At 65.4% G+C, this 23,583-nt stretch carries 27 protein-coding genes and 1 riboswitch; of the genes, 12 read left to right on the top strand and 15 right to left on the bottom strand.

What is annotated here, in order from left to right; all coding sequences use genetic code 11:
- Positions 1-59 precede the first annotated feature (59 nt).
- Positions 60-1,223: a 3-hydroxy-9,10-secoandrosta-1,3,5(10)-triene-9,17-dione monooxygenase oxygenase subunit gene (hsaA, locus tag ACWEO2_RS08955; RefSeq protein WP_452404802.1), complete on the bottom strand. Its 1,164-nt coding sequence runs from the start codon at positions 1,221-1,223 to the stop codon at positions 60-62.
- A 198-nt stretch (positions 1,224-1,421) separates the two neighbouring features.
- On the opposite strand from hsaA, the gene ACWEO2_RS08950 reads away from it, so the two are divergent.
- A complete protein-coding gene (locus ACWEO2_RS08950) occupies positions 1,422-2,612 on the top strand; it encodes a Rieske 2Fe-2S domain-containing protein (RefSeq protein ID WP_452404801.1) in 1,191 nt (396 codons plus the stop codon).
- Entirely contained in the window at positions 2,612-2,941 is a 330-nt protein-coding gene (locus ACWEO2_RS08945; protein ID WP_452404800.1) for a hypothetical protein, read from the top strand. Before ACWEO2_RS08950 ends, ACWEO2_RS08945 begins: the two co-directional genes overlap by 1 nt.
- Before the next feature lies 1 nt (position 2,942).
- Here the strand turns inward: ACWEO2_RS08945 and ACWEO2_RS08940 are convergent, their stop codons facing one another.
- The 5 genes from ACWEO2_RS08940 to ACWEO2_RS08920 form a co-directional block, all read right to left on the bottom strand.
- Positions 2,943-3,353: a cupin domain-containing protein gene (locus ACWEO2_RS08940; protein ID WP_452404799.1), complete on the bottom strand. Its 411-nt coding sequence runs from the start codon at positions 3,351-3,353 to the stop codon at positions 2,943-2,945.
- A gap of 7 nt (positions 3,354-3,360) precedes the next feature.
- A complete protein-coding gene (locus ACWEO2_RS08935; protein ID WP_452404798.1) occupies positions 3,361-3,792 on the bottom strand; it encodes a PIN domain-containing protein in 432 nt (143 codons plus the stop codon).
- A complete protein-coding gene (locus ACWEO2_RS08930; protein WP_354957448.1) occupies positions 3,789-4,004 on the bottom strand; it encodes a type II toxin-antitoxin system VapB family antitoxin in 216 nt (71 codons plus the stop codon). Before ACWEO2_RS08930 ends, ACWEO2_RS08935 begins: the two co-directional genes overlap by 4 nt.
- Positions 4,005-4,074: 70 nt before the next feature.
- Positions 4,075-4,641: a methylated-DNA--[protein]-cysteine S-methyltransferase gene (locus ACWEO2_RS08925; RefSeq protein ID WP_452404797.1), complete on the bottom strand. Its 567-nt coding sequence runs from the start codon at positions 4,639-4,641 to the stop codon at positions 4,075-4,077.
- A 53-nt stretch (positions 4,642-4,694) separates the two neighbouring features.
- The gene (locus ACWEO2_RS08920) at positions 4,695-5,042 is read right to left on the bottom strand and encodes a hypothetical protein (RefSeq protein ID WP_452404796.1); all 348 of its coding nucleotides are present in this window, start codon (positions 5,040-5,042) and stop codon (positions 4,695-4,697) included.
- A gap of 30 nt (positions 5,043-5,072) precedes the next feature.
- Here ACWEO2_RS08920 and yczR point away from each other — a divergent pair, with 30 nt between their 5' ends.
- Both yczR and ACWEO2_RS08910 read left to right on the top strand, forming a co-directional pair.
- Positions 5,073-6,575 (top strand): MocR-like transcription factor YczR, encoded by a 1,503-nt coding sequence (yczR, locus tag ACWEO2_RS08915; protein WP_452404795.1) that lies wholly within the window; start codon positions 5,073-5,075, stop codon positions 6,573-6,575.
- 458 nt (positions 6,576-7,033) lie between these two features.
- The gene (locus tag ACWEO2_RS08910; RefSeq protein WP_452404794.1) at positions 7,034-8,134 is read left to right on the top strand and encodes a CaiB/BaiF CoA transferase family protein; all 1,101 of its coding nucleotides are present in this window, start codon (positions 7,034-7,036) and stop codon (positions 8,132-8,134) included.
- 545 nt (positions 8,135-8,679) lie between these two features.
- Here the strand turns inward: ACWEO2_RS08910 and ACWEO2_RS08905 are convergent.
- Positions 8,680-9,372, bottom strand: a complete 693-nt coding sequence (locus tag ACWEO2_RS08905; RefSeq protein WP_452404793.1) for an NUDIX hydrolase — start codon at positions 9,370-9,372, stop codon at positions 8,680-8,682.
- Between the two features lie 78 nt (positions 9,373-9,450).
- On the bottom strand, positions 9,451-10,272 hold the full coding sequence (locus tag ACWEO2_RS08900; protein ID WP_452404792.1) for an SDR family NAD(P)-dependent oxidoreductase: 822 nt from the start codon (positions 10,270-10,272) through the stop codon (positions 9,451-9,453).
- Between the two features lie 132 nt (positions 10,273-10,404).
- Here ACWEO2_RS08900 and ACWEO2_RS08895 point away from each other — a divergent pair, with 132 nt between their 5' ends.
- Positions 10,405-10,992: a TetR/AcrR family transcriptional regulator gene (locus ACWEO2_RS08895; RefSeq protein ID WP_452404791.1), complete on the top strand. Its 588-nt coding sequence runs from the start codon at positions 10,405-10,407 to the stop codon at positions 10,990-10,992.
- A gap of 352 nt (positions 10,993-11,344) precedes the next feature.
- Here the strand turns inward: ACWEO2_RS08895 and ACWEO2_RS08890 are convergent, their stop codons facing one another.
- Positions 11,345-12,148, bottom strand: coding sequence for an SAM-dependent methyltransferase (locus ACWEO2_RS08890; RefSeq protein ID WP_452404790.1), 804 nt, complete (start codon positions 12,146-12,148; stop codon positions 11,345-11,347).
- Positions 12,149-12,271: 123 nt separating this feature from the next.
- Here ACWEO2_RS08890 and ACWEO2_RS08885 point away from each other — a divergent pair, with 123 nt between their 5' ends.
- Positions 12,272-12,769: a DUF456 domain-containing protein gene (locus ACWEO2_RS08885; RefSeq protein ID WP_452404789.1), complete on the top strand. Its 498-nt coding sequence runs from the start codon at positions 12,272-12,274 to the stop codon at positions 12,767-12,769.
- A gap of 85 nt (positions 12,770-12,854) precedes the next feature.
- On the opposite strand, the gene ACWEO2_RS08880 is transcribed toward ACWEO2_RS08885, so the two are convergent.
- From ACWEO2_RS08880 to ACWEO2_RS08870, 3 genes are all read right to left on the bottom strand, one after another.
- Positions 12,855-13,166, bottom strand: coding sequence for a DUF4190 domain-containing protein (locus tag ACWEO2_RS08880; RefSeq protein WP_355189730.1), 312 nt, complete (start codon positions 13,164-13,166; stop codon positions 12,855-12,857).
- 84 nt (positions 13,167-13,250) lie between these two features.
- Positions 13,251-14,123, bottom strand: coding sequence for an amidohydrolase family protein (locus tag ACWEO2_RS08875; RefSeq protein WP_452404788.1), 873 nt, complete (start codon positions 14,121-14,123; stop codon positions 13,251-13,253).
- A 124-nt stretch (positions 14,124-14,247) separates the two neighbouring features.
- Positions 14,248-15,600 (bottom strand): FAD-dependent oxidoreductase, encoded by a 1,353-nt coding sequence (locus ACWEO2_RS08870; RefSeq protein WP_452404848.1) that lies wholly within the window; start codon positions 15,598-15,600, stop codon positions 14,248-14,250.
- Positions 15,601-16,069: 469 nt separating this feature from the next.
- Here ACWEO2_RS08870 and ACWEO2_RS08865 point away from each other — a divergent pair, with 469 nt between their 5' ends.
- From ACWEO2_RS08865 to ACWEO2_RS08855, 3 genes are all read left to right on the top strand, one after another.
- Positions 16,070-16,525: an Rv0361 family membrane protein gene (locus ACWEO2_RS08865; protein ID WP_355189727.1), complete on the top strand. Its 456-nt coding sequence runs from the start codon at positions 16,070-16,072 to the stop codon at positions 16,523-16,525.
- Positions 16,526-16,589: 64 nt separating this feature from the next.
- Positions 16,590-16,706: riboswitch (SAM riboswitch) on the top strand.
- Positions 16,707-16,720: 14 nt separating this feature from the next.
- Entirely contained in the window at positions 16,721-17,137 is a 417-nt protein-coding gene (locus ACWEO2_RS08860; protein WP_355189726.1) for a rhodanese-like domain-containing protein, read from the top strand.
- Positions 17,134-18,348 carry an O-succinylhomoserine sulfhydrylase gene (locus ACWEO2_RS08855; protein ID WP_354957434.1) on the top strand — a complete coding sequence of 405 codons (1,215 nt, stop codon included), beginning with the start codon at positions 17,134-17,136 and terminating at the stop codon, positions 18,346-18,348. Before ACWEO2_RS08860 ends, ACWEO2_RS08855 begins: the two co-directional genes overlap by 4 nt.
- 517 nt (positions 18,349-18,865) lie before the next feature.
- Here ACWEO2_RS08855 and ACWEO2_RS08850 read toward each other — a convergent pair.
- Positions 18,866-20,215, bottom strand: coding sequence for a DoxX family protein (locus ACWEO2_RS08850; RefSeq protein WP_354957433.1), 1,350 nt, complete (start codon positions 20,213-20,215; stop codon positions 18,866-18,868).
- Positions 20,212-20,625, bottom strand: coding sequence for a D-alanyl-D-alanine carboxypeptidase family protein (locus ACWEO2_RS08845; RefSeq protein WP_452404787.1), 414 nt, complete (start codon positions 20,623-20,625; stop codon positions 20,212-20,214). Before ACWEO2_RS08845 ends, ACWEO2_RS08850 begins: the two co-directional genes overlap by 4 nt.
- 294 nt (positions 20,626-20,919) lie before the next feature.
- Between ACWEO2_RS08845 and ACWEO2_RS08840 the strand changes: the two genes are divergently transcribed.
- Both ACWEO2_RS08840 and ACWEO2_RS08835 read left to right on the top strand, forming a co-directional pair.
- A complete protein-coding gene (locus tag ACWEO2_RS08840) occupies positions 20,920-21,618 on the top strand; it encodes a response regulator transcription factor (protein ID WP_354957431.1) in 699 nt (232 codons plus the stop codon).
- Positions 21,611-22,723: a sensor histidine kinase gene (locus ACWEO2_RS08835; RefSeq protein ID WP_452404786.1), complete on the top strand. Its 1,113-nt coding sequence runs from the start codon at positions 21,611-21,613 to the stop codon at positions 22,721-22,723. The genes ACWEO2_RS08840 and ACWEO2_RS08835 overlap by 8 nt, the downstream gene beginning before the upstream one ends.
- A 102-nt stretch (positions 22,724-22,825) precedes the next feature.
- On the opposite strand, the gene ACWEO2_RS08830 is transcribed toward ACWEO2_RS08835, so the two are convergent.
- Positions 22,826-22,954, bottom strand: a complete 129-nt coding sequence (locus tag ACWEO2_RS08830; RefSeq protein WP_354957429.1) for a hypothetical protein — start codon at positions 22,952-22,954, stop codon at positions 22,826-22,828.
- A 138-nt stretch (positions 22,955-23,092) separates the two neighbouring features.
- Here ACWEO2_RS08830 and ACWEO2_RS08825 point away from each other — a divergent pair, with 138 nt between their 5' ends.
- A complete protein-coding gene (locus ACWEO2_RS08825; protein WP_452404785.1) occupies positions 23,093-23,539 on the top strand; it encodes an RpiB/LacA/LacB family sugar-phosphate isomerase in 447 nt (148 codons plus the stop codon).
- The last annotated feature ends 44 nt before the right edge of the window (positions 23,540-23,583 follow it).

The following is a 23,583-nucleotide window of genomic DNA, read 5'->3' as shown; positions in this document are numbered from 1 at the left end:
CGGTTCCGCTGCGACCGATGGTGCTGTGTCCATGGTGCCCTCGCTGCGCTCGGTCACGACTACACCATTGTGTCGGCGACGGGCAGCCCGAACTCGTGCGTGCCGTACATGACGTAGGCGCGCTCGGGATCGTTGGCCGCGTGTACCCGACCGGCGTGCGCGTCACGCCAGAAGCGCTGCAGCGGAGTGCCGTTCGCGAGCGCGGTGGCACCCGAGCTCTCGAACAGGCGGTCGATGGCGGCGACCGCCCGACCGGTGGCGCGTACCTGATCGCGGCGCGCCCGCACCCGCAGGTCGAACGGAACCTCCTTGCCCGCCACCAGCAGCGCGTATTCATCGGCGACATTGCCAGACAGTTGACGCCATGCGGCATCGATATCGCTGGCGGCCTCGGCGATTCGCACCTTGGCGAACGGATCGTCCTTCGCCTTCTCGCCGGCGTAGGCCGCGCGGATCCGCTTGCCCTGGTGCTCGACATGCGCCTCGTATGCCCCGTAGGCCATACCTACGATCGGGGTAGAGATCGTAGTGGGATGGATTGTGCCCCATGGCATCCGGTAGACCGGATCGGTGTTGTGCTCGAGGCCGGGGGCGGTCAGGTCGCTCATCGACCGCATGCTCAGGAATCGGTGCGTCGGCACGAAGACATCTTCCACCACAACGGTATTGGAGCCGGTACCGCGCAGGCCGACCACATTCCACACGTCATCGATGCGGTATTCGGTGCGCGGGATGAGGAAGCTGCCGAAGTCGACCGGCTTGCCATTCTTGATCACCGGGCCGCCTACCATCACCCAGTTGGCGTGTTCGGAGCCCGAGGACCAGTTCCATGCGCCCTTGACGATGTAGCCGCCATCAACGACCGTGCCGGCGCCCATCGGAGCGTACGACGAGGAGATACGGACCTCGGTGTCCTCGCCCCACACCTCCTCCTGCGCCTGTTGTGAGAACAGCGCGAGGTGCCAGTTGTGCACGCCGATGATGCCCGAAACCCAGCCCGTTGAGCCGCACGCGCTCGCGATCTTGCGGACGGTGTCGTAGAAGACGACAGGGTCCGCCGCGAACCCGCCCCACTGCTTGGGCTGCAACAGGCGGAAGAATCCGGTCTCCTGCAGCGCCTTGATCGATTCGTCGGGGATCTGCCGCAGGTCCTCGGCCTCCTGCGCGCGCTCGCGCAGGGTCGGCAACAGTGCTTCGACCCGTTCGGTCACTTCTTGCGTCATCGCGGGACCCGCTCCTGCCTGGTCGGATTGGTAACCGGTACTCATTTGCCTCTGAGACTAGAACAGGTTCTTATTTCTGTCGAGAACGGGTGACCATTGGGGGCATTCGTCACCGATTCGCAGGTGGTCGACCGAATCGCTGGCGTGGAACGCGACATTTTTGTAACGTGTTCTAGTACAGAAGGAGGAGGAATCGCGATGGCAGTTACCCCACAGGGGAGCGGTGCGAAGATCCGTGAGCTCGATGTGGGCTCCGCACCCACCCGCTATGCGCGGGGATGGCATTGCCTCGGTTTGGCAAAGACGTTCCGCGACGGCAAGCCACACGCGGTCGAGGTGTTCGGCACCAAGCTCGTCGTCTGGGTCGACAGCAACGACCAACTCCGGGTGCTGGACGCCTACTGCAGGCATATGGGCGGCGACCTGAGCATGGGCGAGGTCAAGAACGGCGATATCGCCTGCCCGTTCCATGACTGGCGCTGGTCGGGGACCAACGGTAAGTGCACGGCGATACCTTATGCGCGGCGCGTGCCACCGCTGGCGCGCACCCGCAAATGGACCACGCTCGAACGCAACGGACAGCTGTTCGTCTGGCACGATGTCGAGGGCAGCCAGCCCCCGCCCGAGGTCACCATTCCGCACATTGTGGGCCCGTACACCGACGCGGACGGCAATCCGAGCGAACAGCTCGACAGCGGGTGGACCGAGTGGACCTGGAACTCGCTGCTGATCGAGGGCGCGAACTGCCGCGAGATCATCGACAACGTGGTGGACATGGCCCACTTCTTCTACATCCACTTCGCCTTCCCGACGTACTTCAAGAACGTTTTCGAGGGGCATATCGCCACCCAGTTCCTGGAGACCAAGGGCCGTCCCGATATCGGCATGGCCTCCAAGTATGGCGGCGATACGCTGCTGAAGTCGGAGGCGTCGTACTTCGGGCCGTCGTACATGATCAATCCGCTGGTCAATATCTACAGCGGATACGAGGTCAAGAGCGTCCTGATCAACTGCCACTACCCGGTCACTCAGGATTCCTTCGTCCTGCAGTGGGGTGTTTCGCTGGAGAAGCCGAAGGGCGTCGACGGCGATATGGCCGACAAGCTGGCCGCGAAGATGACCGAGGGCATCAGCGTGGGCTTCCTGCAGGATGTGGAGATCTGGAAGCACAAGTCCAAGGTCGAAAATCCGCTGCTCTGCGAGGAGGACGGGCCGGTCTACCAGCTGCGTCGCTGGTACGACCAGTTCTATGTCGACCTGGCCGATGTGACCGAGAAGATGACCCAGCGCTTCGAGTTCGAGGTGGATACCACCAAGGCGAATGAGGCATGGGAGGCCGAGGTTGCCGAAAACCTGCGGCGCAAGCGGGAAGCGGAAGCGGGAGTCTGATGGCGCCGACCTGGGCGAAGGCACCCGACTTCGCCGACCAACCGGCGCGGCGGGCCGCGGTGCAGGCCCAGACCGTGGTCGATAAGCAGCGCTATCTGGAGGAGGGGCTGACGCCGCTGCGGTGTCAGTCGTGCCAGATCGAGGTGCTGGTGCGGAAAAGTTCTTCGCACCAGACCTCGGTGCAGTGGACGGAGAATCCGGCCGCGCGCTGCCCGGTCTTCGCCAAGCTCAGTGCGCAGGGCTACGGCCCGGGACGGCCGGAATCCTGTGCGCAACTGGAGAAGACGATCAAATGGGCCGTCGACGAGGGTGTGCTGGAAATCGACTGATTCAGTCGAGGGTGAAGTCGGCGAAGTCGAATCCCGGCGAAACAATGCAGCTCACCAGCACGTACTCGGCGCCAGCCGGCCGCGCGGCCTGACCGACCCCGCCCGGCACCACCGCCTGTAATACCTGCCCGCGCTCGACATCGGGCCCGAGGACGATCTCCTCGCCCCCGACGTCGAGCACCAGCGGCCCACCTCGATGCCACAGCCACAGCTCGTCCGAGCGCACGGTATGCAACGCCGACTTTTCGCCCGGCATCAGTAAGAAGTAGATCGCCGTCGCACTGGCCCGCGGCCCCGGATAGCCCTCCGGCGTGAATTCCACAGCACTACGCCAGGTTTGCCGATACCACCCACCCTCTGGATGCGGTTCCAGATCGAGTGCGACGGCAAGCGGCGGTCTGTTATCGGTCATGTCCCGACTATGCCCGATCCACCCGCCCCCGGGGTCCGAGCCACTGATGCGGCTGCCCGGTGACCGCTGCGATGCATTCGAAGTCGTGATCTCTGTGCAGCAGGGTCAACCCGCGTAGCTCCGCGGTGGCTGCGAGAACGAGATCAACCGGGCCTGCACTGCGATGTTGCGCTCGCTCGGTGAGCTCCCCTTGAACCTCCCAGGCGCGGTCGAAGGCCCGATCAGCGATGGGTTCCCAACCGAACACCACGCGCATGTCCTCGATGGTCTGCGCCCGATCGGCGGCAGAACGCACCGAGTAGAAGAACTCCAATTCGACAATCGGGCAGATGGCGATCAGCCCAGCCGCGGCCGCGCGCTGCCAGGCAAAGGCATCCGGGTCCTGCTGCATGATCGGCACCAGGGCGCTGGTGTCGATGAGGAATTGGGCCGCGCTCATCGACGATATTTCCGCTTGTCCTCGAGCAGGTCCAGATCGAAGGCGCCATCGGAGGCGGCATCTTGCAGACGGATCAGCGCAAGAACTCGGCGCTGGTTCTCCAGCACCTCGCGCAGCGCCGCGTGCACCGTGTCCTTCTTCGTGCTGGTACCCAGTGTCTTCGATACGTCGGCAAGCAGTTGATCATCGAGATCTATCACGGTCCGAGCCACGGTCAAACCCCCTTGATATCTAGCCGTATATCAATGGTATCAGCAGAGATATACAACGGTCGAGCTGTGGTCAGAACAGGGTGGGTTCGCCGAAGCCCGGGGTGCGTTCGATTTCCAGCAGGCGCTGTTTGGTGGTGATGCCGCCGGGGGCGGAGAAGCCGTTGAGGGTGTGGTCGGCGGCGAGGACTCGGTGACAGGGGATGATCAGGGGGATCGGATTGCGGCCCAAGGCTTGTCCGACGGCCTGGGCCGCGCCGGGGGCTCCGATGCGCTCGGCGACCTGGCCGTAGCTGAGGGTGTGGCCTGGATCGATGGCGCGGGTCACCTGGTAGACGGCGCGGTGGAATTCCGGAATTCCCTTGGTGGTCACCGGAATCCAGCGCAGATCGTCGAGTTCTCCGGCGAGGTGTGCCTGGATGCGTGCGATGGCGTCGGCGATCGGGCCGGTTGGTGCGGCCTCGGGGATGGCATCAGCGCCCGGAATCCGGCTGCTCGGCTGCACGATCCCGGCCCGCGTCGCGGCGGGGCTCGCCTCCGGCAGCCGGAACCGGAATACCGCGTCATCGGTCCAGGCGATCGCGCAGGGGCCGATCGCGGTATCGAACAGCGCCGACCCGGTGACCGCGGAAGCACTCATACCGCTCAGTGTGCACGCGGGGTCCGACATCTTCGAGCAGTCCAGTCCAGTTCTCAGAAACTGGCCTGGAATCCACTTGCGGTCGGCTTTACCGCTCCGCAGCTCGGGTTCGAGATCCGCTGCCGCGCGGTCCGCTCGGGGCGCGGCAGTGCCGCCGCATCGGGATCCGGCACATCGCCGCGGCCGTAGATCGCGGCGAGATCGACGTATTGGCGCTGGTTTTCGTAGTACGAAGGCGACCGGTCGGCCAGCGGTCCCGGTGCGTGGAACCGCTCGAGGCGAAAGACCGCATCGGGCCGCCTCGGCGCGTACCGATGCACGAGATAGCCGAAGAAGGCGATGACGAGGACGGTGGCGAGGGCGCTCATAATGGACAGCGTGCGCCGAACTGGCCTTGCCATTAAATATCCAATTCGCTAATACTGGACTTTATGTCGACGAGAGTGATCGGTGCCGCCAGCCTGGCCCGCGATCTAGGGCGCTGGCGCCATGCGGATGAGAACGGCGAACCGGGCGAGCGCCGGTCCACGCGCCCGGCCTATCTGGCCCTCGCCGAAGGCATCCGACTGCTCATCCACGACGGTCGCGCACCGCTCGGCGTCGCCCTGCCCAGTGAGCGCGACCTCGCCGCCACCCTCGGCGTCAGTCGCACCACCATCACCTCGACCTACAGCCTGTTGCGCGAACACGGCTATCTGATCAGCCGCCAGGGCTCACGCAGCACCGTCGCCCTCCCACGCGACGTGCAGCACGACGGCACCAAACCCGCCCGCAGCATCCTGGCGATGATGGCGCAGCCGGAACTGCCGACCATCGATATGACCTACGCCGCGATGGCCGCGCCCATGGAGATGCAGGATGCGTACTCCGTTGCGCTGCAAGGCATTCCGGCCTATCTCGGCACGCACGGTATGGACCCCGTCGGGGTGCTCGCACTGCGCGAGGCGCTGGCCCGCCGCTACACCGAGCGTGGCCTGCCCACCGAACCGGACCAGATCCTGGTCACCCTCGGCGCCCAGCACGGCCTGCGCCTGCTGCTCAATGTGCTCACCGCGCCAGCGGCCCGGGTGCTCATCGACCATCCGACCTATCCCAATGCCATCGAGGCGATTCGGGACGTCGGCGCCCGGCCGGTGCCGGTGCCGCTGCGTCCGGAAACCCCGGAGTCCGGCTGGGATCTCGATGGAATCCGCAGCGCCGCAAGGCAAACCGCGGCCACCCTGGCCTACCTGGTGCCGGACTTCAACAATCCGACCGGCCTGCTGCTCGACGCCGGAAGCCGTGCCGAACTGGCCGCCATTGCCCGCGAAACCCGGATGACCGTGGTGATCGACGAGTCGATGGTGGACCTGAGTCTGACCGACCGGACCGCCCCACCTCCGGTCGCGGCCTTCGCCAAGGGCACCGAGATCGTCACCATCGGTTCGGCCTCGAAATCTTTCTGGGGCGGTCTGCGCGTCGGCTGGATCCGCACCGGCCAATCGTTGATCGCGAAACTGCTCGGCATCCGCTCCACCGTCGACCTCGGCACTCCCGTCATGGACCAGCTCGCCACCATCCATCTGCTCGAGCACGCCGACACCATCCTCACCCGCCGCCGCGACCAACTCCACTCCCAGCGCGCGGCCCTGCTCACCACCCTCGCCGAGGAACTCCCGGACTGGCGCGCCATCGTCGGCGACGGCGGCATGTCCGTATGGGCGCAACTGCCGGCCCCCGTCTCGACCGCCCTCGCCGCCACCGCCCCCAACCACGGCGTATTACTCGCCGCCGGACCGAGATTCGGCGTCCAGGGCGCCTTCGAACGCTTCATCCGCCTCCCCTTCACCCACCCCGAACCCGAACTGCGCCTAGCAGTCAAATCCATAGCCGCCGCCTACGAAGCCCTCACCCCCCGTGCCGCCGACCCCCTCCAACCCCTCACCTGCTACTGAGGCCCGTCCGGGTCGCGCCCCGCCTCCCATCAAGGTCCGCCGGTCCTGAGCAGTCCAGTGCCCAGTCCACTGGCGCCGCCGAGTTCATCGGCCCCGATGGGCTCCCGCAGAGCGAGTGTCTACCTCGCACACGTTGTGGAGTCTTGTTGCCGAATTGGCGCGGTTTTTGGCCGTGGCACAGGTGACGTGCCTATGTGGACGGCTGAGGTGCAATCATGCCCGCCGCTAGGTGATTTGGTCGGTCGCCGTGACGGCGGTGTGGTGGCACGATTGCACGTTCGGCGTCTTCGGTAACAGGCACCGTGGGGTATGCGGTATGACAACTGGATATGCGCGAGCCCTCGGTGGCCGTATGGTCGATCCGCAACTTGTTGTCGTACTGTCAATACAGTCCGGGGGTGGCTCCCGGGAGCGCCGCGTCGGCGGTGCGCTGGATCAACGACGAACCGAGGTAAGGCGTGAGTACACCATCCACCGCCACCAAGCAGGGTCCGCTTGCGGGCATCAAGGTCATCGAGTTGGCCGGGATCGGGCCGGGTCCGCATGCGGCACTGCTGCTCGCCGACCTCGGCGCCGATGTGGTTCGGGTACAGCGGCCGGGGATGCTGCCCGGTTTCATGGAGCGGCCGCAGTGGCGCGGGCGCACCATTGTCGAGGCGAATCTGAAGGATTCGGCGGATATCGAGAAGGTGCTCGCACTCGCCGAAAAGGCCGATGTGCTGATCGAGGGGTTTCGCCCGGGCGTCACCGAGCGCATGGGCCTGGGCCCGGACGTCGTGCTCGCGCGCAACCCGCGTCTGGTCTACGGCCGGATGACCGGCTGGGGGCAGGACGGACCGCTGGCCGATCGCGCCGGACACGACATCAATTACATCTCGCTGACCGGTGTGCTGCACGCGATCGGGCGCAAGGGGGAGCGGCCGGTGCCGCCGCTGAATATGGTCGGCGACTTCGGTGGCGGCTCGATGTTCCTGGTCTTCGGCATTCTCGCGGCGCTGGTCGAACGGCAGAGCTCCGGCAAGGGACAGGTCATCGACTCGGCGATGATCGATGGGGCGCTTGCCCTTTCGCACATGATCTGGGGCATGCGCGGTATGGGCCTGTGGTCCGATGAGCGCGGCACCAACCTGCTCGACACCGGTATGGCCTTCTACGACACCTACGAAACCTCGGACGGCAAGTACATGGCGGTCGGCGCGATCGAACCGCAGTTCTACGCGGAACTCTTGCAGGGCTTGGAGATCGACCCCGAGGGCCTGCCGATGCAGCTCGACCCGAATGGTCAGGATCAGCTCAAGAAACTGTTCTCGGAGAAGTTCAAGACCAAGACCCGCGACGAGTGGGCCGCGATCTTCGACGGCACCGACGCCTGCACAACACCGGTGCTGACCTTCACCGAGGCCGAACAGAATCCGCACATCGTCGCCCGTACCGGACTCATCGAGATCGACGGCGTCGTCCAGCACGCCCCGGCCCCGCGCTTCTCGCGCACCTCAACCGCCACGCCCACCCCGCCGCCCAGCGAGGCGACGCCGATCGAATCCGTCTGGGCGGATTGATGATTCACCTCTGACGCAAAGCGTCGCGATGCCGACAGGCCCTGGTTTCTACCGGGGCCTGTGTCGCTTCAGACCCGCTGCCCAGCGAGGCGACGCCGATCGAATCCGTCTGGACGGATTGATGATTCACCTGTGACCCAAAGCGTCGCGATGCCGACAGGCCCCGGTTTCTACCGGGGCCTGTATCGCTTCAGATGTTCTGATCAGCTCCGGAGCCATTGGCCTGCGAGCTGATTCAGCCGACAGTCGCTCGAGCGAACTGTCCGGCGGCAGTCGCAGTTCGGCCGCGTAGCCGAGGACGCGACGATCGCGTTGGAGCGCGCTCCGACTTCGAGGCGGCCGCCGCTGGCTGCGGCGCAGTATGGCCGAATCCGAGCCCGGATTCGGTCCGGAACTGCTCTTCATACCGCACGGGAGCAGGACCCAGCAGTACTGGCCGAATTCGCCTGCGCAGCCGCATATCCTGCGTCCCTGCGAGTGTGTCGAACTGGCGAGCAGCATCGCGCCCACCGGCATGCCGAGAGCCGCCGGTCTGCAAACGTGCCCTAGTGGCGGGTCCACTCCGGTTGGGCGAAATGGGCAATGCGGGCTTCGGTAGCGTCCCGGCCGAGTAGGACGACCTCGCGGAACTGCCAGAGCATCGCACCGGTCGGGGCGTGGATGGTCATATTCTCGCCGAGGCGCATTTGCAGCACGCCGGCGCCTTCGAGGGTGGTCGATGGCGCGTCGGCGCGCAGAGCAACGTCCTTCGGGGACACCCAGTGCGCGACATCATCGGCGGCCAGCCTGTCCAGATCCACGAGATGGACCGAGTGGACCTCCGCCGGATTGGGCCGCAGCTCGCCCGCATCGTCGAGGGCCGCGACAATCGGGGTGATCACGAAACCGGACGTGGCGGGAAAGTCGTCGAGTCTGCCGAGGATGTCGGCCGGGGTCGCGGTCAGACCGAGCTCTTCGTGCAGCTCGCGAATCGCGGCCTGTTCGGTGGTTTCGCCCGCATCGACCCGCCCACCAGGCAACCCCCACTGCCCGGCATTGCGCCCGCGATATGCCCGTTTGATGACGATCACGGATAACGGGCCGTCCGGTTCATCGACCACGCAGAGCAGGACCGCGGCGCGACGAAGGTCCGGCGCGTCCGGGACCTCGGTGTGTGGAAACCCGCCGAGCCGGGTGCTGGCCGTTGCGCGGAAGTCGGCGATGCTGGTGGGGACGCGAGGTCCCGTGGTGGGGCCCATCCTTCGATCTTGCCCCAGCAGCCGGGCTTTGGGGACGTCGGTTCTCACACATCGGCACGCTCTCGGCTCCGGCCGACCTCACGCCGCGGTGCGCGCCGCACCCTGGTTTGCCGCATCGGCCACGCCGCGGGTCACCAGCTTGGCGATTCGGGCGACGAGGGTGCGTGGGCGACGGGGCATCAGGTGCGCGGAAGCGAAGTTTCCAGCACCGGGGACCACATAGCCCCTGTTGCGTTCGAGGGCGCGCAGGGCCGACCGGACGACGTGCGCCGCGCTGTCCATGGATGGGCCGATCGCGGCCTTGCGGGTGCCGACCACATCGAAGAACTGGGTCTCCGTCGGCCCCGGGCACAAGGCCAGAACCTTGACGCCGCGATCGCGGTATTCGCTCCACAGGGAAAGGCTGAAGTTGAGGACGAAGGCCTTGCCCGCGGCATAGGTGGCGAAGTACGGCGAGGGCTGGAAGGCAGCGATCGAGGCGACATTGACGATCTCGCCGCTGCCGCGCTCGAGCATGCCCGGGATCAACCGGCGCGTAAGACCAGCCAGCGCAACGACATTGACCATCAGCTGGTCCTGCTCACGATCGGCGGCGAGTTCCTCGAACCGGCCCGCGCTGCCGAATCCGGCATTGTTGATCAGTACGTCTATCGAAAGTTCGCGGGCCGCGAGCTCGTTCGCGATCCGGCTGGCCGCGTCCACATCGGTCAGGTCCTGCCCGATGACATCTACCCGGACGCCGTGCCGGTTACGCAGTTCGGCGGCAAGGGATTCCAGGCGATCCAGCGAGCGGGCGACCAGCACCAGACTGTCACCGCGCGCCGCGAGCTGGGCGGCGAACTCGGCCCCGATACCGGATGAGGCACCGGTGACGAGGGCGGTTCTTCCCGAGTGGGTCATATCTAACTCCTTCGATCGGATGCAACACAAGAGTAGCCATATTTTCTAGAACTGCAACACCTATGTTGCAATTAATAGAGAAACTGCTCTTCGCCTGTACTATGTCTAGAAGATCTCAGCGAAGAGGAGCTCATGCCGCCCACATCCGCCCGCCCGCTGCGCGCCGACGCCGAACGCACCATGCGCGCCATCCTCGACGCCGCGGAACGGGTGCTGAGCGAAAACCCCAACGCGACACTGGAACAGATCGCCGAAGCCGCGGGAGTCGCCCGAACCACCGTGCACCGCCGCTTCGCCAGCCGCGAAGAGCTGCTGCGCACCATGGCGGTCAACGCGTGGCGCCGCATCGACGCCGCCGTAGACGCCGCCCGCCCACAGACCGCACCCCCGATGGTCGCCCTACACCAGGCCACTGCCAACGTCATCGAGATCAAATACGGCACCGCATACGCACTCGACCGAGTCGACGAAACCGACCCCGAAGTAGCCGACCTTCAGACCCGCGTCTTCGAGAAATGCGACGCCGCCCTGTCCCGAGCCCAATCCAACGGCATCATCGCCCCCGACGCCGACCTACTCTGGGTCCGCCGCGTCTACCTAGCCCTCATCACCGAAACCGTCCACGGCAGTACTGAACTGGACGGCACCACCAACCCCGACACCCTAGCCACCCGCCTCATCACCACCCTCCTCTCCGGCGTCGCCCCCAAACACCAATAGCAGCCGAGAATGCGCTGGTGCAGGTGCCTTCTCGACGTTTACCCGCATGAGCGCATGGTGATCGCTCGTCCAGGGTGTAGTTGCTGACTTGCGTGCTGCGCAGTGCGGAGGTTGCAGCGGGCCGGAGTCGAAGCGGCTTGTTGTGCTGGATGAGCTGTGCGCGGTTTCCGTAGGGTGCGCCCTGCCGGAGCCTCCCGTGTGCGGTGAGCCGGTCGGTAGGTGAGAATCCAGGCAGCGTGACTGGGCGCGGAGAGCGGAGGGACCGGGAGTGTCAGCTTGGGGTGAGGTCGTTGTCGGCCCGGTAATACGGAAGCCTCTCCACGCCAGCACAGACCAGGATCGCCGGGGGTCATTACTTACGTGCAACGCCCGCGTAGACGGACACTTGCGCGTCCATTTTCGTCGAGGGCTCGATATCGTCTGGACGCCAGCGGTGCGGCACCTCTACACCAGGATCGACCAGCTCTAGTCCCTGGAAGAACCGCATGAATTCCTCTCGGCTTCGGACTTGGCATGGCAAGCCGCTTCGGCGGTAGATGTCGACCACGGTGGCTATTGCCGTCGGATCGAAGTCCGGCGTTACGTGTGTCATCACTAAATACGAGCCGGGAACGAGTTCGCCCATCAGCGTATCGACGATTCCGTAGGGATCTTGCTCGTCGGGGACGAAATGCATCAGAGCGTTGAGGCTGAGTGCGACCGGTTGGGTCAGGTCCAGTGTCTCGCGCAATCCCGGGGCGTTGAGGATCTTTTCTGGTGTGGTGACGTCGGCGGAAACGTAGTTGGTACGCCCCTGCTGTGAGCTGACCATCAATGCCTTGGCATGGACGAGCACGATCGGATCGTTGTCGACGTAGACGACTCGCGCGTCAGGCGCAACCTGTTGGGCCACCTGATGCAGATTCGGCTCGGTCGGGATACCGGTTCCGATATCGAGGAATTGACGAATGCCCGCGTTTGCGAGGAACCGTGTCACGCGATGTATGAAGGCCCTGTTCTTCCGCGCGGCCTCCCGCACTCCCGGCCAGATGGCCACGACCTGTTCAGCCGCTTCCTCGTCCGCGCTGTAATGGTCCTTGCCGCCGAGGTAGTAGTCATACATTCGGGCGGTGTGGGGCTGATTTTGCCGCAGGTCGACAGGAGAGGCAGGTTCCACGGTCGGAGTCCTTTCAGAGGCGAGGCGCCATCAAGGTAGCAAGCGGGCGGTATGCGGGCGTTTCGTTTCAACCTTGGTGGGGCTTGCGCCTTTCGGCCCCCCCTTGCCCTCTAGGCTTCACCCGTGGAAGCACACGCAACCCAGGGGTGGTTTTTAGTACTTGTCGGCCTGGTAATTCTGGTCGGACTCCTGGGGATCATCATTCCGATCCTGCCCGGGGTCATTCTGATCTTCGGGGCCATTGCGGTCTGGGCGTTTGTGACCGGTGGGGCGACGGCTTGGGTCGTATTCGCGGTCAGTAGCGCGTTTCTGGTGCTCTCCGGGATCATCAAGTACACGTGGCCGGGGCGGAAGATGAAGGATGCGGGGGTTTCCAACCGGGCGCTGTTCGTGGGGGCGGTACTGGGCATCGTGGGCTTCTTCATCATCCCGGTGGTCGGGTTGTTCGTGGGATTTGTTCTTGGCGTGTACCTTTCGGAACTGCACCGCCTCCGCGAGAACCAACCCGCCTGGCAGGCAACGGTTCACGCGCTCAAGGGCGTCGGTCTGTCGATGCTCATCGAACTCTTCGGCGCACTGCTGGCGACCGGAGTGTGGGTCATCGGCGCCATCGTGACCTGAGGCGGGCTCGGTCGGGGCAGCGCAAGACCTACACCTACGACTGCATAACCCGACACCGGGGCCAGCGACGGCATCGGTGGCGCGGCTAGGAGGTGACGTAGGCGATGACGGCGACGATCAGCACGATGATGGCTCCTACCGCCGCCAGGATGATGAATGCGGAGGAGATGATTCCGCAGATGTAGCCTGCCATCACCAAGCCTCGGCCGCCGATTGTGCCGTCGGAGCGATCGATCTCGGCCAGGGCGCGCCGTCCCATGAACCAGGCGAACGGGCCGATCAGGGTACACAGCACCAGGCTCAGAATTCCGAGGATCAATATCAACACGGCCTGGGGATGATCCGCCGGTGGGTGTGGATAACTTGGGTAACCGGCCCCCGCTGGAGTTTCGGTCATGCAGGAAGCGTATGACAGACCGCCGTGAAGCGGGATGAATCTGTGTCGCTCCGCGGCGACCACCCGCCTACGGCCGGGTTGCACTCACTCGATGGCAGGGAACGGAATCGTATCCGCCGCTTCGAGTTTCGGGATCTCATCGCGTCGCAGCGGCAGGGTCGGCTGTTCGGTGCGCGGGATCGGCAGGGTGGGTGCGGGATCGGTCGGAATCTTGCGTGCGCGGGCGGGCAGTCGATAGAACGCCCGCGCGTTGTCCTCGAGCACCTTGAACATATCGGTGCCGACCACATCGCAGATCAGATCGACGTCGGAGTCCACGAAGGGCCGTCCCGCCCTGGTGCCGGGCAGATCGGTGCCGAACATGAGCGCCTCGGGATTGACGGCGTGGATGCGGCGCAGCGTATCGGCCACATTCATGTGCACCCGCCCGAAACCGGTCGCCTTCACCCGCGCGCCGCCATCGACCAGATCGAGCAGGTAGGGCAGGCCCTCCTCGGACATGCCGAGGTGGTCGATGGAGAGCACCGGAAGTTTCGAGATCACCGGTTGCAGCGAGGTGAGCATGGTGCCGTCGATATAGACCTCGACATGCCAGCCGACCAGTTCGTGCGCCCGCAGCGCCAGCCGGGTCATCGCGGTGATATCCGCGGCCGCGCGCTTTACGTTGAACCGCAGTGCCCGCACGCCGATCCGGTCGAGTTCGCTGATCTCGGCATCGGTGGCATCGGGGTCCAATGTGGTGACACCGACCCAGCCCTCGCCCAGTTCCGCGAGTGCCGCCTTCAGGTAGGTCTGATCGGTGCCTTGGAAGGATCCGCTGACCACGGCCCCACCGCCGACATCGAAGCGAGACATGCGCTTTCGGTAATCGGCAATGGTGAACGGGTCGGGCAGGTAGCCCTCGTTCTCGGCCAGCGGGAACCCCGGGTCGAAGATGTGGAGATGGGCATCGAACACTTGTACAGAATGCCTCAGTAAAGGATTTTCCGCTGCCGTAGACCCGACAGATTTTGCACTGCTGCGGCCGTATCGGATTGTCGAGTGCCACAGGGGGTGACGCGCACCCCCTGTGGCACCGGCACTAGACCTTGTGCGGTTCGCTGGCGCGCAGCATGTCCTCGCGCTCGACGACCTTGACGCGCTCGCGGCCCTCCGGCTCACCGAGTGCGCGCTCATGCGCGTCGAGGCGGTACCAGCCCTGCCAGGTGGTGAACGGGATGCCCTTGCCCTCGAGGAATTCGATGACGGCGTCCAGTTCCGGCTTCTCGGCCGGGGTGAAGTTCACGCTGTCGTCGAGCAGGCAGGCCACGGTCTCGTTGGCATCGCCCTTGGTGTGGCCGATGAGGCCGACCGGACCGCGCTTGATCCAGCCGGTGACGTAGGTGCCGGGCAGGTAGCGCTGCGCACCGTCGGCGTCCTCGTCGGCGATGACGCGTCCGGCCTCGTTCGGGACCACACCGGCCTGATCGTCGAACGGCAGGTTGGTGAGGTTCTGCGACAGGTAGCCGACGGCGCGGTAGATGGCCTGGACGTCCCAGTCCTTGAAGACACCGGTGCCCTTGACATTGCCGGTGCCGTCGAGCTGGGTGCGCTCGGTGCGCAGGCCGACGACCCTGCCGTCCTCGCCGATGATCTCCGCGGGGGACTCGAAGAAGTGCAGGAACAGCTTGTGCGGGCGGTTGCCGACATCGCGGATGGCCCACTGCTCGAGCGTATTCGCGATCATGTCGACCTGCTTGGAGTGCCGACGCGCGGCCTCGGAGCCCTCGTCGTAGTCGATGTCCTCGGGATCGACGATGACCTCGATGGTCGGGGAGTGGTCGAGTTCGCGCAGCTCGAGCGGGGTGAACTTGGCCTGCGCCGGGCCGCGGCGGCCGAAGACGTGCACCTCGACCGCCTTATTGGCTTTCAATCCGGCGTGGACGTTTGGTGGTATCTCGGTCGGCAGCAGTTCGTCACCGGTCTTGGCGAGCACACGTGCGACATCGAGTGCGACATTGCCGACACCGAGGACGGCGACCTTCTCGGCCTCCAGCGGCCAGGTGCGCGGCACATCCGGATGTCCGTCGTACCAGGACACGAAGTCCGCGGCGCCGTAGCTGCCGTCCAGGCCGATGCCGGGGATGTCCAGCGCGCGGTCGGCGTTGGCGCCGGTGGAGAAGATCACCGCGTCATAGAACGTGCGCAGATCGTCGAGGGTGATGTCGGTGCCGTAGTCGATATTGCCGAGCAGGCGAACCTGCGGCTTGTCGAGCACCTTGTGCAGGGCGGTGATGATGCCCTTGATGCGCGGGTGGTCCGGCGCGACGCCGTAGCGGATCAGACCGAACGGCGCCGGCATGCGCTCGTACAGGTCGATGCTCACCTCGGCATCGGACTTCATCAACGCGTCGGCGGCGTAGATACCGGCCGGTCCTGCGCCCACGATCGCGATGCGAAGCGGGCGAGTCCCGGCGGTGTGCGCGTCAGGCCCGGAGGCGGCAGCTTGCGTAACCACGGAGGGCTCGCGCGCACCGCTAGTCGACTCTGCACTGTTTTCGGTCATCTTTTACGCGCACCCTTATGGTCGAAACAATTATGGCGTCAGTCTTAGCTTAGGCTAACTTGGCGCACCTTTTGGTTGCACCTGACGATGCGGACGGGCGGCTCGCGGCTGCACAGTCGCTACGTCGGTGAGCTGGCATATGGCTATGACAGCAGGCCGCAGTCTCGCGATTCTATCGGTGGCGCATGGCGCACCCTGCGGGCGGTGCGTGAACCGGATGGTTGCCACCCGGGCTCACTTACCCGAGTACCCACTGTCCGGTTGGCTATCGAATTATTGCTGTGCCGCTGCCGTGCGGGGTCGCGCCCGGTCCGGGGGTGCCTGTCGGATACCGCTGCCCACCAGGGATGATCGACCCATGACAGAGCAGCAGGGCACCGATGACGAACCAGTGATCGAGGTCGACCAGACCGATCGGCGCACGATGGCGCCGTTCATCGCGGCAGCCGTATTCGCGGCCGTCGTCCTGGTCGCCATCGTGCTGGGCGCGGTGCTCTCGCCCGCTGAGAAAAATGTCACAGAATCGGACAAGATCGCGGCCGCGGTGCATCGCTATGCAGAGGCCAGGGGCACCACCGACAACACACCGCCACCCGCGGTGGCCTGCCAAGGATTCGACGAGAGCAAGTCGCCGCTGGCCGCCCAGTTCGGTGGCGCTGCGGCCGGAAAGTCGATCAAGGTCACCAACATTGACAACGCCATGGTCGATGGCGATAGGGCGAAGGCGAACGTGACCATCGCGGTCGACGGCCGGGAGACGCCAGCGACGTGGAATCTGGTTCGCTCCGGCGACCGCTGGATCGTCTGCAACTGATTACCCGGCGTGGCGCTGACCTGGGTTTGACAGGGCGGCCCCTGCCCAGGCAATCTCGGACACAGGTCATGAGAACCAGCGTCAAGCCCCGGCTAGCTGGTCGGCAACCCTCCTCCGCGGTGGGGTGCTCCGGGTGACGACCTGGCCGCGCACCGAAACCCAGGTGCGGCAAGCGTGGATTCACAGGAGGATCGCATGACATATGCCGGTGACATCACCCCCCAGCAGGCGTGGGAGTTGTTGCGCGACAATCCCGAGGCCGTCTTGGTCGATGTGCGCACCGAGGCCGAATGGCGCTTCGTCGGCGTCCCCGATACGAGTTCGATCGATCGGCCGACGGTGCTGATCGAATGGGTCGACACCAGTGGCGCCCGCAACGGTGAGTTCGTCGCACAGCTGACCTCGGCGCTGGAGGGTCGCGATCCGGCGGCGCCCGTCGTCTTTCTGTGTCGCTCCGGGCAGCGTTCCATCGGTGCCGCGGTCGCCGCGACCGGTGTCGGGATCGAACCGTCGTACAACGTGCTCGAGGGCTTCGAGGGCCCCATCGACGAGTTCGGTCACCGCGGCGGCTCCGGCTGGCGCGCACTCGGTCTGCCGTGGCGGCAGTCATGATCACCGGGGGTGCGTTCGACAAACCGCTGCCCAAGGGGGTCGGCCCCGCGACGCTCGGCGTCCGAGGCGGCCTGCGCCGCTCCGGATTCGAGGAGACCGCCGAGGCGCTGTACCTGTCCTCCGGTTTCGTCTATGAGAGCGCCGAGGCGGCCGAGGCCGCGTTCACCGGCGATATCGAGCATTTCGTCTACTCCCGCTACGGCAACCCGACGGTGGCCATGTTCGAGGAGCGACTGCGCCTGATCGATGGCGCCGAGGCCTGTTTCGCGACCGCGAGCGGTATGTCGGCGGTATTCACCGCGCTCGGCGCGCTGCTGGGTGCGGGCGATCGACTGGTGGCCGCGCGCAGCCTCTTCGGCTCGTGCTTCGTGGTGTGCAATGAGATCCTGCCGCGCTGGGGTGTGGAGACCGTCTTCGTCGACGGCGATGATCTGGACCAGTGGGAGCAGGCGCTGTCGGTGCCGACCCAGGCCGTGTTCTTCGAGACGCCGGCCAACCCGATGCAGACGCTGGTCGATGTGCGCCGGGTGACCGAGCTCGCCCATGCCGCGGGCGCGAAGGTGGTGCTGGACAATGTCTTTGCCACCCCGCTGCTGCAGCGCGGTTTCGAACTCGGCGCGGATGTGCTGGTGTATTCCGGTACCAAGCACATCGACGGTCAGGGCCGGGTGCTCGGCGGCGCGATTCTCGGCCCGCACGACTACATCGACGGTCCGGTGAAGAATCTTATGCGCCATACCGGTCCGGCGCTGAGCCCGTTCAATGCGTGGACCCTGCTCAAGGGTTTGGAGACCATGCCGCTGCGGGTGCGTCATTCGACCGAATCCGCATTGCGCATCGCGCGCTTCCTCGAGGGCAACAAGTCCGTCTCCTGGGTGCGCTATCCGTATCTGGAGTCGCATCCGCAACACGAGCTGGCGACCAGTCAGATGAGCGGCGGCGGCACGGTGGTCACCTTCGAGCTGAACGCGCCGGCACACGAGGCGAAGAAGCGCACCTTCGAGGTGCTCAACCGGTTGCGCATCATCGATATCTCCAACAACCTCGGTGACTCCAAGACCCTGATCACCCACCCCGCCACCACCACCCACCGCGCCATGGGCCCCGAGGGCCGCGCCACCATCGGCCTGTCCGACGGTGTCGTGCGCATCTCGGTTGGGCTCGAGGATGTCGAGGATCTGCTGGCCGATTTGGACCATGCGCTGAGCTAGTAATCCGACGAAACGGGGCGCGGTGGCATCGTGCGCCCGCTTGGCGTTCGGACTCAACCGTGCCGGTGAGTCGCTGTCGGCTCGCTGCAGTGTCGGGTGTCGTGCCATTAGATGTGGCTGGCGACGATGAGCGGTTCCGGTCTCATTCGTGCCGGTGAATGGCTGACGGTTGGCTGCGTGGCCGGGCCTGCGTGGGGTGTCGTGTCGCAGGTGTGGCTGTCGACGATGAGTCGTTCCGGGTTTCGTTCGTGCGGGTGACGGCTGTCGGCTTGCTGCGCCGCCGGGCCTGCGTCGGGTGTCGTGCCGAAGATGTCGCTGCCGACGATGAGCGCCGCGGTCCGGGGGGTGCCGGTAAGAATCGTGTCACCTGGTACATGAGCCCATCGGTTAGTGGCTCGGCACGCACGAACCTGTTCCCGATCTCCGGTATCGACGAATTCAGCTCGGCCACAACTCGATCCAATATCACGCGTCAGATCTACGAACGCCGACTCGAGCAAGTGCCGTTGCGGTGTTGTCACAGATTCGGACGGTTCTGCACCCAGTGAAACGGCGTGCTTCGTTGCGGGAAGTTGTTCGGGTCGATCCGGTCGAGGGCGATTGTTACCTGGTGGCCGTCCAGTTCGCCGGTCAGCACGGCTTTGTCGGGGGCGGGTTGCTGGAAGGTGAGTGTGCCCAACGGATTCCGAGTGCGGCCGGGCTTCACCGCCGATCCGGATTGCAGCGTTCCGGCGGTCAGCCGGATCCGATGGGCGGCGGCGTCCACGTCGGCGGGTACGGTCACCAGGGTGTCGTCCATCCGCTGGTAGGTAATCGTATTGGGATAGTCGAACACCACCGTTTTCCAACGGGTTTCGTCGGTGGTCAGCGGCGGCACCGCCTCGCCGTCGCGGGTGAACTGCGACACCGACCAGATGCCGTACAGCGGAGGTTTGGGTCGATCAGGCCCGCCACCACGCCAGGCGTGCCAGCCACCGTGCACCAGCGCCGCCGCAATCCAGATGCCGAGCGCGACCTGCGCCAATGCCGCGATACGGCGAGATCTCGTGGTGTGGAACGGATGCGGCACGGTGGAAGGGCCGGTGGTGCGGTTGAGCAGCAAAGCTTGCATCAGCCGCGGCGCCTCGGGAGTCAGCAGCACCAGCGACATCAGCAGAAAGTGCGTGGATGAAATCTTCTCCGGCACATCGAAGGTCATGTTCAGTACGACGATCTGCAGTGTGTCGATCAGGGTCAGCAGCGCGCCGAGCAGCGCGGTCCGCGGAATGAACAGCAAGACCGCCGCAGTGAGTTCCGCGGCGCCGAGCAGCATCTCGTACGGTCTCGACACACCTACCTGCGACCACAGCACGGCCATCGGCGTGAGGTCACCGTAATTGGTCAGCAGCGTGGTCAGCGAGGGCTGCGGCATCTGCGTCGGAATCGCCTTGGCGAAGCCGAAGCTCAACATCTGGCCGGCCAGCAACAGCCGGATGACGAGGAGATACCAGCCTGCGAGCGTGCGATAGTGCGTGCGGCGCCGGTCCAGCACCGACCACACCGCCGTCCCGGCCACAGCGACGGCCAGGATGCAGAACAACAGCACCCAGAAAATGGTCTGGTCACCGACGCCGTTCGGATACAGCTGTGCGGTGGTACCGAACAGGTGCTGGCTCACCCAGTTCAGGGCGGGCTGCATTTTCTGGATATGCCAGTACTGCGCGTCGTAGCCCAGCCAGCGGCCGAACCATCCGGTCAGCACGAAGACGATCGGCGGAGTCAGTAAGCAGAACAAGCCGAAGTACAGGAAGCAGAACCGGAACGCGATGCGGGTGAGCGGTTTCCACCCCGCCGGCTCGGGACCGGTTCGCCCGAGGACGCCGGTCACTGCTGCATTCTCGGATCGTGTGCGGGGTCGGGATACATGGGAGGGCAACCACGCTCGTTCGCCTCGGAGCGTAGTTCGTAATGCCAGGGCTCGTTGCGGTAGATCTGGCACAGTCCGTATTCGGCGCCGTGCCCGGACAGCCACATACTGGCGTCGAAGCCGAGGTCGATCGCGTTGCCGGACACGTGCGCAGAGGTGTCCGCGGAGGCGACCCATCGGACCGCTTCGGCTTCCGAGCCGTACGTCGAGACCGCTTCACGACGAAGCTGATTCTGGTAGGCCGGCGAACGCCATCCGCTGTTGACATAGAACTCGATGCCCTCGCCAGCGGCAGCCGCCGCCGCTTCGCGCAAGGCGTGAAGCAGAGCGGAGTCGAGGTTGGCTATGCCGGGATACTCGTCATCGAACACTGTTATGCCGCCGGGCAGGGCACCGTCCTCCTCGGTAGCCCTGCCGCTGGGGCCGCCGCGAAGGACTTCGCGGAACGAGGGCACCCATGACCATGCTGATCGATGGACGCGGGTTTTGACGATCGCGGCGGTGACGGCGCCCAGGCCGACGCCGGTGGGCCTGCGAGTCCTGGGGGACCTTGTTCGCGTGGCGGTTGTTCGACTCATGCTGCCAGTCAAGGCAGCGTGATGTTGCCAGCCCATATGTGGTTTTCGGTATGCCGACGATATGCGCGGGTTCGTAGCATCGGGAGTATGCGTGTGCTGGTCGTCGAGGACGAGCCCTATATGGCAGAAGCCATCCGCGATGGGCTGCGCCTGGAAGCGATCGCCGCCGACATCGCCGGTGACGGCAACACCGCTCTGGAACTGCTGAGCACCAATGCCTACACCATCGCTGTCCTCGACCGCGACATCCCCGGCCCCTCCGGCGACGAGATCGCCCAACGCGTTGTCGCTTCCGGCAGCGGCATGCCGATCCTCATGCTCACTGCTGCCGACCGTCTGGATGACAAGGCCACTGGGTTCGAACTCGGCGCCGACGACTACCTCACCAAGCCGTTCGCACTCCGAGAGCTCGTGCTCAGGCTCAGAGCACTCGACCGCAGGCGCGCACACAACAGACCGCCCGTGCGCGAGATCGCGGGCCTGCGGCTGGACCCGTTCCGCCGCGAGGTCTACCGCGACGGCCGCTACATCGCGCTCACCCGCAAACAGTTCGCCGTACTCGAAGTCCTCGTCACCGCCGAAGGCGGTGTCGTCAGCGCTGAAGAGCTCCTGGAGCGGGCGTGGGATGAGAATGCCGACCCGTTCACCAACGCCGTGCGCATCACCGTCTCGGCACTGCGCAAACGCCTCGGCGAACCCTGGATCATCGCTACCGTCGCCGGCGTCGGCTACCGCATCGACAACACAGCACCCAGCACCGGGCGTGCGGGAGTGGCTCGTGGATAGGGCGCCCGGGTTGAGCGTTCGCCTCAAACTCACCCTCAGCTACGCCGGGTTCCTCATGCTCGCAGGCGTCTTGCTGCTCGCTGCTGTGTGGGTGTTCCTGCTGCGGGGGCGTACCTCAGCCGGCAGTCTCGTTCCCAGCTTCTCCAATCTCCTGCGCGTCTTCGACCCAAGCAGCAACTTCGGCCCAGTCGTCTTCGTTCCAGCGGCAGCCGTTGTGCTGGCGTTCCTGCTGGTGTTCGGTCTGCTGGGCGGGTGGATTCTCGCCGGCCGCATGCTCGCCCCGCTGAATCGCCTCACAGAGGCCACACGCATGGCCGCGAACGGATCGCTCTCCCACCGAATCCGGCTACCGGGCCGCAGAGATGAGTTCCGCGAACTTGCTGACAGCTTCGACGCCATGCTCGCACAGCTCGAAGCACATGTCGCCGAACAGCAGAGGTTCGCCGCCAACGCCTCCCACGAACTGCGGACCCCGCTGGCGATCACCCAGACCCTCCTCGATGTGGCCCGCAACGATCCGAACCGCGATAGTGGCGAGCTCACCGAACGTCTCCGCGCTGTCAACGCCCGAGCGATCGAACTCACCGAGGCATTGCTCCTGTTCAGCCGTGCCGACCAGCGATCCTTCACCCGCGAACACGTCGACCTGTCCCTCATCGCCGAAGAAGCCACCGAAACACTGCTTCCCCTCGCAGAGAAGCACGGCCTCACCATCGAAACCTCCGGGGACATCAGCCCCACCGTCGGCTCACCCGCGCTCTTGCTTCAGCTGGCCACGAACCTCCTGCACAACGCCATCGTCCACAACGTCCCCGAACACGGCACCGTGCAGGTCGACACCGCCACCGGCCCCGAATCCGTCATGCTCACTGTCGAAAACACCGGCGACAAACTCACCCCACATCTCGTCTCGACACTCACCGAACCGTTCCAGCGTGGCACCGAACGCATCCGCAGTGACCACGCAGGTGTCGGCCTCGGCCTGGCCATCGTCAAAAGCATCACCCGAGCACACGACGGAACCCTCACCCTCACCCCCCGGGCCGCTGGGGGGCTGTGTGTCACGGTGCAACTACCCGCCGCGCCACCGCACACCCGGAGCTGACGACCAGCGGGAACGCCGCACGGCTCCGACCCGGCCGAGATCGCCCAGTGCCTCTGAGCCGACCAGCACGCGCCACCGACAGGCAAGATCGAAAACCGTTCTCTACCAGTGGATTACGCCATGCCCGAACCCGAGCTTCGCCGCACCCCGCTTGGTAGCGACCAGCTCCGGTTCCTTGCCCAGCAGCGTCCATCGGTCGATCAGCTCGTCCTGGTCCAGCTCCCTTATCACCCGCGGCAAGCTACACCCGCGCCGACCAGCACCGAGCCGCTTTTACTACGGCTTCATGTACCAGGTGACACGATCCTTACCGGCAACCCGTCAGGATTTACGTCGTTATGCGGAGGTCTGCCTCACTACGCTGGGGGTATGCGAATTTCAGTTGCGGCGGACGAGCGGGTGGGTGTGGCCGAGCAGCTCGTTGTGGAACTGGACAGGCGGGGGCTCGAGACCCTGGTGCACGGGGCGTTATCGGATATCGAGCGGAACGACTGGGCCTGGGCCAGTGCGGCGGCGGCGCGGGATGTGATCGAGGGGCGGGCCGACCAGGCGATCGTGTGCTGTTGGACCGGAACGGGTGCGTCGATCGCCGCCAATAAGGTCGCGGGGATCAGGGCCGCGCTGTGCGGTGATGCCGTGACGGCGGCCGGTGCGCGGAAATGGAATGACGCGAATGTGCTTGCGTTGAGCCTGCGTTCGACTTCCAGCGCGGAGCTTACGGAGATTCTGGACGCCTGGTTCAGCGGCGAGGCGAGTACGGATCCGGATGACCGCGCCAATATCGCCCATCTCTCGAAGATCGAACGCGGTCACTGATCGGTCCTGGTCCGCCTACACCGCTTGTAACGATCCGTCCAGAG

This window comes from Nocardia sp. NPDC004278, assembly GCF_053602975.1.
Note: the sequence above shows the minus strand (reverse complement) of the source record. Positions and strands in the feature narration are given on the sequence as shown.

What these genes read in the sequence shown, in the direction of transcription:
- hsaA (WP_452404802.1), bottom strand. Translation starts at nt 1,223, where the DNA reads ATGACGCAAGAAGTGACCGAACGGGTCGAAGCACTGTTGCCGACCCTG.
- ACWEO2_RS08950 (WP_452404801.1), top strand. Translation starts at nt 1,422, where the DNA reads ATGGCAGTTACCCCACAGGGGAGCGGTGCGAAGATCCGTGAGCTCGAT.
- ACWEO2_RS08945 (WP_452404800.1), top strand. Translation starts at nt 2,612, where the DNA reads ATGGCGCCGACCTGGGCGAAGGCACCCGACTTCGCCGACCAACCGGCG.
- ACWEO2_RS08940 (WP_452404799.1), bottom strand. Translation starts at nt 3,353, where the DNA reads ATGACCGATAACAGACCGCCGCTTGCCGTCGCACTCGATCTGGAACCG.
- ACWEO2_RS08935 (WP_452404798.1), bottom strand. Translation starts at nt 3,792, where the DNA reads ATGAGCGCGGCCCAATTCCTCATCGACACCAGCGCCCTGGTGCCGATC.
- ACWEO2_RS08925 (WP_452404797.1), bottom strand. Translation starts at nt 4,641, where the DNA reads ATGAGTGCTTCCGCGGTCACCGGGTCGGCGCTGTTCGATACCGCGATC.
- ACWEO2_RS08920 (WP_452404796.1), bottom strand. Translation starts at nt 5,042, where the DNA reads ATGGCAAGGCCAGTTCGGCGCACGCTGTCCATTATGAGCGCCCTCGCC.
- yczR (WP_452404795.1), top strand. Translation starts at nt 5,073, where the DNA reads ATGTCGACGAGAGTGATCGGTGCCGCCAGCCTGGCCCGCGATCTAGGG.
- ACWEO2_RS08905 (WP_452404793.1), bottom strand. Translation starts at nt 9,372, where the DNA reads ATGGGCCCCACCACGGGACCTCGCGTCCCCACCAGCATCGCCGACTTC.
- ACWEO2_RS08900 (WP_452404792.1), bottom strand. Translation starts at nt 10,272, where the DNA reads ATGACCCACTCGGGAAGAACCGCCCTCGTCACCGGTGCCTCATCCGGT.
- ACWEO2_RS08895 (WP_452404791.1), top strand. Translation starts at nt 10,405, where the DNA reads ATGCCGCCCACATCCGCCCGCCCGCTGCGCGCCGACGCCGAACGCACC.
- ACWEO2_RS08880 (WP_355189730.1), bottom strand. Translation starts at nt 13,166, where the DNA reads ATGACCGAAACTCCAGCGGGGGCCGGTTACCCAAGTTATCCACACCCA.
- ACWEO2_RS08865 (WP_355189727.1), top strand. Translation starts at nt 16,070, where the DNA reads ATGACAGAGCAGCAGGGCACCGATGACGAACCAGTGATCGAGGTCGAC.
- ACWEO2_RS08860 (WP_355189726.1), top strand. Translation starts at nt 16,721, where the DNA reads ATGACATATGCCGGTGACATCACCCCCCAGCAGGCGTGGGAGTTGTTG.
- ACWEO2_RS08855 (WP_354957434.1), top strand. Translation starts at nt 17,134, where the DNA reads ATGATCACCGGGGGTGCGTTCGACAAACCGCTGCCCAAGGGGGTCGGC.
- ACWEO2_RS08840 (WP_354957431.1), top strand. Translation starts at nt 20,920, where the DNA reads ATGCGTGTGCTGGTCGTCGAGGACGAGCCCTATATGGCAGAAGCCATC.
- ACWEO2_RS08825 (WP_452404785.1), top strand. Translation starts at nt 23,093, where the DNA reads ATGCGAATTTCAGTTGCGGCGGACGAGCGGGTGGGTGTGGCCGAGCAG.